General features: G+C 65.2%; 9 protein-coding genes. All 9 read left to right on the forward strand.

Annotation, left to right across the window (positions count from 1 at the left end; all coding sequences use genetic code 11):
- The first annotated feature begins 63 nt into the window (after positions 1–63).
- Positions 64–1,704, forward strand: a complete 1,641-nt coding sequence (gene atpA / locus ACIP5Y_RS44865) for a F0F1 ATP synthase subunit alpha (protein WP_400359770.1) — start codon at positions 64–66, stop codon at positions 1,702–1,704.
- Between the two features lie 58 nt (positions 1,705–1,762).
- Positions 1,763–2,734, forward strand: a complete 972-nt coding sequence (locus tag ACIP5Y_RS44870) for a F0F1 ATP synthase subunit gamma (RefSeq protein WP_400359772.1) — start codon at positions 1,763–1,765, stop codon at positions 2,732–2,734.
- Positions 2,735–2,752: 18 nt separating this feature from the next.
- Entirely contained in the window at positions 2,753–4,195 is a 1,443-nt protein-coding gene (gene atpD / locus ACIP5Y_RS44875; protein ID WP_397007101.1) for a F0F1 ATP synthase subunit beta, read from the forward strand.
- 4 nt (positions 4,196–4,199) lie between these two features.
- On the forward strand, positions 4,200–4,580 hold the full coding sequence (locus ACIP5Y_RS44880) for a F0F1 ATP synthase subunit epsilon (RefSeq protein ID WP_397007103.1): 381 nt from the start codon (positions 4,200–4,202) through the stop codon (positions 4,578–4,580).
- Between the two features lie 255 nt (positions 4,581–4,835).
- The gene (locus tag ACIP5Y_RS44885; RefSeq protein WP_400359774.1) at positions 4,836–5,435 is read left to right on the forward strand and encodes an MspA family porin; all 600 of its coding nucleotides are present in this window, start codon (positions 4,836–4,838) and stop codon (positions 5,433–5,435) included.
- A 30-nt stretch (positions 5,436–5,465) separates the two neighbouring features.
- Complete coding sequence (locus tag ACIP5Y_RS44890) at positions 5,466–6,161, forward strand: MspA family porin (protein WP_400359776.1); 696 nt, start codon at positions 5,466–5,468, stop codon at positions 6,159–6,161.
- Positions 6,162–6,324: 163 nt separating this feature from the next.
- Complete coding sequence (locus ACIP5Y_RS44895; protein ID WP_400359777.1) at positions 6,325–6,747, forward strand: DUF2550 family protein; 423 nt, start codon at positions 6,325–6,327, stop codon at positions 6,745–6,747.
- Positions 6,748–6,840: 93 nt separating this feature from the next.
- Positions 6,841–7,434 carry a cob(I)yrinic acid a,c-diamide adenosyltransferase gene (locus tag ACIP5Y_RS44900; RefSeq protein ID WP_400359779.1) on the forward strand — a complete coding sequence of 198 codons (594 nt, stop codon included), beginning with the start codon at positions 6,841–6,843 and terminating at the stop codon, positions 7,432–7,434.
- A gap of 10 nt (positions 7,435–7,444) precedes the next feature.
- Positions 7,445–8,707: a UDP-N-acetylglucosamine 1-carboxyvinyltransferase gene (gene murA / locus ACIP5Y_RS44905; protein WP_400359781.1), complete on the forward strand. Its 1,263-nt coding sequence runs from the start codon at positions 7,445–7,447 to the stop codon at positions 8,705–8,707.
- The last annotated feature ends 454 nt before the right edge of the window (positions 8,708–9,161 follow it).

Below are 9,161 nucleotides of genomic sequence, written 5' to 3' on the forward strand. Positions count from 1 at the left end.
ACCAACGCTCCAAAAGCGCAATAACACACCGACATTCGAGACCACAGCGAGAGCAGGAAGAACATGGCGGAGCTGACGATCTCCCCCGATGAGATCCGTAGCGCGATCGAGAGCTACACCCAGAGCTACACCCCGGAAACCTCCATCGAGGAAGTGGGCGTCGTCACCGACACCGGCGACGGTATCGCCCACATCAGCGGCCTCCCGTCCGCGATGGCCAACGAGCTGCTGGAGTTCCCCGGCGGCGTCCTCGGCGTCGCGTTGAACCTGGAGGACACCGAAATCGGTGCCGTCGTCCTGGGTGAGTTCGACACCATCGAGGAGGGCCAGCAGGTCCGCCGCACCGGCGACGTGCTCTCGGTCCCCGTCGGTGACAAGTTCCTGGGCCGCGTGGTGAACCCGCTCGGCGCCCCGATCGACGGCCTGGGCGAGATCGAGGCCGACGAGCGTCGCGTGCTCGAGCTGCAGGCCGCGACCGTGCTGGAGCGCCAGCCGGTCGGTGAGCCGATGGCCACCGGCATCACCGCGATCGACGCGCTGACCGCCATCGGCCGCGGCCAGCGTCAGCTCGTCATCGGCGACCGCAAGACCGGCAAGACCGCGGTCTGCATCGACGCGATCATCAACCAGAAGGCCAACTGGGCCACCGGCGATCCGTCGAAGCAGGTGCGCTGCATCTACGTCGCGATCGGCCAGAAGGGCTCCACCATCGCGGGCGTCAAGGCTGCCCTCGAGGCGCACGGCGCGATGGAGTACACCACCATCGTCGCGGCCCCGGCCTCCGACTCCGCCGGCTTCAAGTGGCTTGCGCCGTACACCGGTTCGGCCATCGGCCAGCACTGGATGTACCAGGGCAAGCACGTCCTGATCGTGTTCGACGACCTGTCCAAGCAGGCCGAGGCCTACCGCGCGATCTCGCTGCTGCTGCGTCGCCCGCCGGGCCGCGAGGCGTACCCGGGTGACGTCTTCTACCTGCACTCGCGTCTGCTGGAGCGTTGCGCCAAGCTGTCCGATGCGATGGGCGCGGGCTCGATGACCGCACTGCCGATCATCGAGACCAAGGCCAACGATGTGTCGGCGTTCATCCCGACCAACGTCATCTCCATCACCGACGGTCAGGTGTTCCTGGAGTCGGACCTCTTCAACAAGGGTGTCCGTCCGGCCATCAACGTCGGTATCTCGGTGTCCCGTGTCGGTGGCGCCGCGCAGACCAAGGCCATGAAGCAGGTCGCCGGTTCGCTGCGTCTGGAGCTGGCCTCCTACCGTGAGCTGGAGGCGTTCTCCGCCTTCGCCTCCGACCTGGATGCGGCCTCGCTGGCGCAGCTGGAGCGCGGCGGCCGCTGGGTCGAGCTGCTGAAGCAGGACCAGTACGCCCCGGTTTCCGTTGAGGACCAGGTTGTTTCGCTGTTCCTGGTCGACGCCGGCTTCTACGATTCGGTGCCGGTCGGCGACATCCGCCGCTTCAATGTCGAGCTGCTGGAGTACCTGCACGGTTCCGTGCAGTCCTCCTTCGACGCCCTGCAGGGTGGCGCCAAGAAGCTCGAGGGCGAGCCGGCCGAGGCCATCAAGGCCGCGACCGACAAGTTCAAGCAGGGCTTCCTGGCCTCCGACGGCAGTCGTGTCGTGAACGAGGCGGCGGCCGGCCAGCTCGATCACGAAGAGGTCGAGTCGCTCTCCGTCACGCGCAAGCACGTCGAGAAGTAAGACGGGCGAAGCGAATGCGACTGACTGACTCGAGGAATGAAGGGAGTGTGAACCGCTAATGGCAAGCGTGCGCGAACTGCGCTCCCGAATTCGTTCCGTGAGCTCGATCAAGAAGATCACCAAGGCGCAAGAGCTGATCGCGACCTCGCGAATCAGCAAGGCGCAGGCCCGAGTCGCGGCTGCCAAGCCGTACGCGGAGGAGATCACCAAGGTGCTCGCCGAATTGGCAAGCGCCAGTAGTAATCTCACCCATCCGCTGCTGACCGAGCGGCCGAATGCGCGGCGTGCCGCGGTGCTGGTGATCACCAGCGACCGCGGCATGTGCGGTGGCTACAACTCCAATGTGCTGAAGCGCACCGAGGAGCTGCTGACCACCCTGCGTTCCGAGGGCAAAGAGCCGATCCTGTACGTGATGGGCTCGAAGGGTTTGACCTACTACACCTTCCGTCGCCGCGAGGTGAACGGTTCGTGGGTCGGTTTCTCCCAGTCGCCCAACTACCTGGACGCGTCCGCCGCCTGCAACCACCTGGTCGAGGCGTTCATGGCGGGTGCCGAGGGCGAGGTCGCCGCTCCCAACGGGGTCGGCACCATGCCGGGTGTGGATGAACTGCACATCGTCTACACGCGTTTCGTGTCGATGCTGTCGCAGGTGCCGGAGGTGCGCCGCCTGGCGCCCATCCAGATCAGCTTCGTGGACGAGAACTTCGACATGGGCCCGGACAGCTTCTCCGATTCGGAGACGGCGGATGTCCACGCCCAGTACGAGTTCGAGCCGGACGCGGACCGCCTGCTGGGCGCGCTGCTGCCGAAGTACATCAACACTCGGATCTACTCGTCGCTGCTGGATGCGGCGGCATCGGAGTCGGCTGCGCGCCGCACCGCTATGAAGGCTGCCACCGATAACGCGACGGACCTGGTGAATTCACTGACCCGTACCGCGAACTCGTTGCGGCAGGCCGGAATCACGCAGGAAATCACGGAAATCGTCGGCGGCGCCAACGCGCTGGCTTCGAGCTCGGACCGCGACTAAGCCGTAGGAAGAGAAGCAATGACCGCAGCTGTCACTAACGAAACCCGGGTTGGCGCCGGCACAGGCCGCGTCTCCCGCGTCATCGGACCCGTCGTGGACGTCGAGTTCCCGCGTGGTTCGATCCCGGAGCTCTACAACGCCCTGAACGTGGACATCGCGCTCCCGTCCGTGGCGAAGACCCTGACCCTCGAGGTCGCACAGCACCTGGGCGACAACATCGTTCGCACCATCTCCATGCAGCCGACCGATGGTCTGGTGCGTGGCGTCGAGGTGCGCGACACCGGCAAGCCGATCTCGGTGCCCGTCGGTGACGTCGTCAAGGGCCACGTGTTCAACGCCCTGGGCGACTGCCTGGACACCCCCGGCCTGGGCCGCGACGGCGAGCAGTGGGGCATCCACCGCCAGCCGCCCGCCTTCGACCAGCTCGAGGGTAAGACCGAGATCCTGGAGACCGGTGTCAAGGTCATCGACCTGCTGACCCCGTACGTCAAGGGCGGCAAGATCGGTCTGTTCGGTGGCGCCGGTGTCGGCAAGACCGTGCTGATCCAGGAGATGATCACCCGTATCGCGCGCGAGTTCTCGGGCACCTCGGTGTTCGCGGGCGTCGGCGAGCGTACTCGTGAGGGCACCGACCTCCACCTGGAAATGGAAGAGATGGGCGTCCTACAGGACACCGCCCTCGTCTTCGGCCAGATGGACGAGCCGCCGGGCACGCGTATGCGCGTCGCCCTCTCGGCCCTGACCATGGCCGAGTACTTCCGGGATGTGCAGAACCAGGACGTGTTGTTGTTCATCGACAACATCTTCCGGTTCACGCAGGCCGGTTCCGAGGTCTCGACCCTGCTGGGTCGTATGCCCTCGGCGGTCGGTTACCAGCCGACCCTGGCGGACGAGATGGGTCAGCTCCAGGAGCGGATCACCTCGACCCGTGGCCGTTCGATCACCTCGATGCAGGCGATCTACGTTCCCGCCGACGACTACACCGACCCGGCGCCGGCGACCACCTTCGCCCACCTGGATGCGACGACCGAGCTTTCCCGCCCGATCTCGCAGAAGGGCATCTACCCGGCCGTCGACCCGCTGACCTCGACCTCTCGTATTCTCGAGGCGTCGATCGTCGGCGATCGGCACTTCGCGGTGGCCAACGAGGTCAAGCGGATCCTGCAGAAGTACAAGGAGCTGCAGGACATCATCGCCATCCTCGGTATGGACGAGCTCTCCGAGGCGGACAAGGTCCTCGTCGGCCGTGCCCGCCGGCTGGAGAAGTTCCTCGGCCAGAACTTCATCGTGGCCGAGAAGTTCACCGGTCAGCCGGGTTCGGTTGTGCCGCTGGAGCAGACCATCGACGACTTCGATCGGGTCTGCAAGGGCGAGTTCGACCACCTGCCGGAGCAGGCGTTCAACTCCTGTGGTGGCCTGGACGATGTCGAGGCGGCCGCGAAGAAGATCGCCGGGAAGTAGTCCAATGGCGGATATGTCTGTTGATCTGGTCGCCGTCGAGCGACTGCTGTGGTCGGGGCGGGCGAGTTTCGTCTCCGCCCAGACCACGGAGGGTGAGATCGGCATCATGCCCAACCACGAACCGCTGCTCGGGCAGCTCGTGGAGGGCGGCACCGTGACCATCGATTCCGTCGAGGGCGAGCGCATTGTCGCTGCCGTGCACGGCGGGTTCTTCTCGGTCACGGCCGGCGCGGTGCGCGTGCTGGCCGAATCCGCCGAGTTCGCGGGCGATATCGACGAGGCGGCCGCGAAGGCCGTGCTCGCCGATGCGGATGCGAGTGAGGCGGCGAAGGCCGAGGCGCAGGGCCGGTTGCGTGCCCTGGAGAAGGCGGCGGCAGCGCACTGACGCTGTTGCCCGAGAGCAAATAGGCAGCGGCCCCAGGATTTTCCTGGGGCCGCTGCTTTTTCTATTGATAGCGGTGTGATTGAATTCTTTCGCCGGTCCTCTCTGTGATCTGGCGCATCTGGCTAAACCTTAGCTATTACAAGCACTTCCCAGCTTTACCGTCATGAGCATGCGCAGAGCGAGGGGTGAATGAGCGGGTTTCGAGCTGTACGTACGTCGCGGGCACTCCGCGGAATCATCACGACCGTCGCGACGATGGTCGCCATCGGATTCTTTTCACCCGGTGCGGCGAACGCCGACGCCTGGGTGGCCCTACCGGACGGGCATATCGAGGGTTCCGGCGTGAAGATCACGAGTCGCGGTGAGCGCGCGATAGTTTCGCCCTCGCTGGCGGACAACGGCGCCGGCCGCTCGACCTGGGTCTCCGGAAATATCACCGCGGAGGTGGATACCCCGGACGGCACCATCGGGCCGAACAATGGCGCCAAGAATTTCCCCGGTACCAACAACTCTTCGACGCACGGCTCCTCGGGGCTGACCGTCGGCTACATCGTCGGCTGTCAGGTGGCGCTGGGTGCGCTGAGTGCGTCGACGGGGTTCACCATCAGCCCGACCTCGCCCGCCATCAGCGGCGGCGTGAGTTTCCCGCTGTCGGTGGGGCAGGTGGCGTGGGTGCAGATCGACAATATCGATACGCCCAAGAGCGGCACGTATCACATTCAATACCAGGACGTTCCGATGGACGTGCAGGGCTGCGCCGGATTCGCGCAGGCCCGGCAATTCTCGGTGGTCGAGATCATCGGCGCCGACTACGCCAAGGTCTCGCTCTACGGCCAGCCGTTCAGTATCGGCTGATCCGTATTCACTCCGACGCGAAGGGATCGTATGTTCGGCAGGGTTGAATACGCGCGGGGCGGCAAGGTTTTCGGCGTCGCCATGGCTGCCGCGGTGGTATGGGGTTCGAGTTCCGGGGGTGCGGCAAATGCCGATACGTTCATTCCGCTGCCCGGCGGGCAAATCAGCCGCACACTCGATGACGGCACCGTGGTGACGGTCCGGATCGACAATGAATCGGCGAAGATCAGTCCTTCGATGGGATCGACGCCCGCGCACCGGAACGTATGGGTGACCGGACGTGGCAGCGTGGACATTTCGGGACCGAGCGCGGCGACCAGCACCATCAAGATCTCACCCGGATACGTGGTCGGCTGTCAGGTCGATATCGGCCAGTTCAGCGAGTCCGAGAGCGGCACCGGCACGGGGGCGCCTGGTACCGGTGGCGGCGCGCCTTCTTTCACCCCGTCCCAGACCTTCGGCGGCGGTCTCTCCCTGGGGCCCGGGCAGGCGGTCGCCCGGCTGATGCTCGACCTCGAGGCGCCCGACGACTACGGCCAGGAAAAGCACAACCGCTACAACAAGACTCCGGGTCCGCACGCCAGCGTGTCCTGGGTGGACGAGGCGTTCGAGGTGAACGGCTGCGGCGGTTACGCGCAGGCGCGGTCGTTCGTGCTGATCTCGGCCTATACCGATACCCAGATCGGTGACGTCACCGTGTGGGGTCAGCCGTTCAGTATGGGCTGAGCCTTCGGGCACAGCTGACCTGGTCATACGTCACATTCGGTGGATGGCCGGACCCGGCGTTTCGGCGGTCGCTAGTATCGACCGAATACACGCGGGGTCCGGCCATCGGCCGGGTGGTTCGACCGACGCGAATCGAAGGGACGGAGCGGCATTGCAAACCGGGATGGTGCTTCTGATCATTCTGGTGCTGTTGCTTGTCGCCTTGGCCTTGGCTTCCACCTATCGGCTGATCATGTTGCGGCGTGGTGGGACGGCGGCGTTGCTGCGCGTATTGCCTGCTCGCGGGCATGGCGGCGGCTGGCGGCACGGGCTGATCCGCTATGACGAGGACACCCTCGTCTTCTACAAACTCTCGAGTCTGAAGCTCGGTCCCGATTCGACATTGCGTCGCCTGGCGATCGAGGTGGGTCCGCGGCGCTCCCCCGATGGGGACGAATACGACATCATGACCGACGAGGCGATCGTCAATATCTCCGACGGCAACGGCAGTTACGAGCTGGCCCTCGATCGGGGCGCGCTGGCGGCCCTGCTGTCCTGGGTGGAGTCGCGTCCGTCCGAACGTATCCGGCGGCGGCCCGCGCACTGAGACAGCACCCATCCACCTCGCGAGTTCCCTGTCCCCGTCGCTATTGCGACGGGGACAGGTCCTGTTTGTGTGGGAACCGGTTACGGTGATCTCGTGAGTGTGCACCTGACGCGGATCTATACGCGGACCGGCGACGACGGGACGACCGGCCTCAGCGATTTCTCGCGCGTGCCGAAGACCGACCCGCGGCTGATCGCGTACGCCGACTGTGACGAGACCAATGCCGCCCTCGGGGTGGCGATTGCTCTGGGTCAGCCGGACGAGCGGATTCTGACTGTGCTGCGCCACATACAGAACGACCTTTTCGACGCCGGCGCGGACCTCTCCACCCCCGTGGTCGCGGACCCCAAGTACCCGCCGCTGCGCATCACCCAGCCCTATATCGACCGGCTCGAGCAGTGGTGCGATGAGTTCAATGAGCCTCTGGCGCCGTTGAATTCGTTCATCCTGCCGGGCGGCACGCCGCTGGCCGCGCTGCTGCACACGGCGCGCACGGTGGCGCGGCGCGCCGAGCGTTCCGCGTGGGCCGCGGTCGATGCGCACCCGGACGACACCAGCGTGTTGCCCGCGAAATACCTGAACCGGCTGTCCGACCTGCTGTTCATTCTCGGCCGGGTCGCGAATCCGGAAGGCGACATCCTCTGGCGGCCGGGCGGAGAAGCCACGGGCGCGGGAGAGGACCACTAGGCTGACCCCCGTGAGTGAACGGTTTCTGGTGACCGGGGGCAGCACGCTCGTCGGTGAGGTCGCGGTCGGCGGCGCGAAGAACAGCGTCCTCAAGCTGATGGCCGCAGCGCTGCTGGCCGAGGGTACGACCACGATCACGAACTGCCCGGACATCCTGGATGTGCCGTTGATGGCGGATGTGCTGCGCGGCCTCGGCTGCGATGTCACGGTCGACCACGAGACCGTGACGATCGCGACGCCGCCGGAACCGAAGTACCACGCGGACTTTCCGGCCGTGACGCAGTTCCGGGCGTCGGTGTGTGTGCTGGGTCCGCTGATGGCGCGGTGCAAGCGTGCGGTGGTGGCGTTGCCGGGCGGTGACGCCATCGGTTCGCGTCCGCTGGACATGCATCAGGCCGGCCTGCGGTTACTCGGTGCCACCAGCGAGATCGAGCACGGCTGCCTGGTGGCGCGTGCCGAGGAACTACAGGGTGCGCGGATCCGCCTGGACTTCCCGTCGGTGGGTGCGACCGAGAACATCCTGATGGCCGCGGTGCTCGCGGAGGGCGAGACGGTCATCGACAATGCGGCGCGCGAGCCGGAGATCGTGGATCTGTGCAACATGCTGATCCGCATGGGCGCGAAGATCGCGGGCGCCGGCACCTCGGTGCTGACCATCGAGGGCGTGGACAAGCTGTCGCCGACCGAGCACCGGGTGATCGGTGATCGCATCGTCGCCGCGACCTGGGGTATCGCCGCGGCGATGACGCAGGGGGATGTGCGGGTGACGGGTATCAACCCGAAGCATCTCTCGCTGGTGCTGGACAAGCTGCGGTCGTCGGGGGCGCGAATCTCGTTCGAACCGGACGGTTTCCGGGTGGTGCAGTCGGATCGGCCTCGTGCCGTGAACTTTTCGACGCTGCCCTTCCCGGGTTTCCCCACCGACCTGCAGCCGATGGCCATCGGCCTGGCCGCCATCTCCGACGGCACCTCGATGATCACCGAGAACATCTTCGAGGCGCGCTTCCGTTTCGTGGAGGAGATGATCCGGCTGGGCTCGGATGCCCGGACCGATGGGCATCACGCTGTGGTGCGCGGGATTCCGCGGTTGTCGAGCGCGCCGGTCTGGTCCTCGGACATTCGCGCCGGCGCGGGCCTGGTGCTCGCGGGTCTGGTCGCCGACGGGGTGACCGAAGTGCACGACGTCTTCCACATCGACCGGGGCTACCCGGATTTCGTGGAGAACATGCGGTCCCTAGGGGCCGAGATCGAACGCGTCGGAACGGCAGACTGAACAGCTCATGTCGGTACGTGTTTGCGAAAAACGCTCCTGAACAGGCGATTTGACATGCGAACCACCAACACGTAACTTATTCCAGGTCAGAGCGACACGGACACCGACTCCGGTGAGACGAGAGCGCCTGATGATCACACTAGCTCCCAACCAACCAGCGGATTTGGTTCTGCTGCGCGGCTGGGGCTAAGCTTGAAAAGTTGCCTAGCTGATCGAACGGGCTCAGCGCCCGGGAGATGGCTTGTGCGTGTGTTCTTTGAGAACTCAATAGTGTGTCGATGAATGTCAGTGCCAAATATTTAATTTGGTTCCGGCCTCACGCCCCCCGTGTGTTGAGGTCGGACATTTAGTCAGCAAATCTTTTTGCTGGCGTTTGATTTTGCCAAGGTTTTCGGACTCTGGTTAATTCTTCCGATTAGCCCTTCGGGGTTGGTTGAGAGTCTTCAACGGAGAG

Origin of the sequence: Nocardia sp. NPDC088792, assembly GCF_044750615.1 — a bacterium.
In the GTDB taxonomy this organism is placed as follows: domain Bacteria; phylum Actinomycetota; class Actinomycetes; order Mycobacteriales; family Mycobacteriaceae; genus Nocardia.

Excerpts from the sequence above, each read along its gene's own strand:
- atpA (WP_400359770.1), top strand. The coding sequence starts at position 64 with ATGGCGGAGCTGACGATCTCCCCCGATGAGATCCGTAGCGCGATCGAG.
- ACIP5Y_RS44870 (WP_400359772.1), top strand. The coding sequence starts at position 1,763 with ATGGCAAGCGTGCGCGAACTGCGCTCCCGAATTCGTTCCGTGAGCTCG.
- atpD (WP_397007101.1), top strand. The coding sequence starts at position 2,753 with ATGACCGCAGCTGTCACTAACGAAACCCGGGTTGGCGCCGGCACAGGC.
- ACIP5Y_RS44880 (WP_397007103.1), top strand. The coding sequence starts at position 4,200 with ATGGCGGATATGTCTGTTGATCTGGTCGCCGTCGAGCGACTGCTGTGG.
- ACIP5Y_RS44885 (WP_400359774.1), top strand. The coding sequence starts at position 4,836 with ATGGTCGCCATCGGATTCTTTTCACCCGGTGCGGCGAACGCCGACGCC.
- ACIP5Y_RS44890 (WP_400359776.1), top strand. The coding sequence starts at position 5,466 with ATGTTCGGCAGGGTTGAATACGCGCGGGGCGGCAAGGTTTTCGGCGTC.
- ACIP5Y_RS44895 (WP_400359777.1), top strand. The coding sequence starts at position 6,325 with ATGGTGCTTCTGATCATTCTGGTGCTGTTGCTTGTCGCCTTGGCCTTG.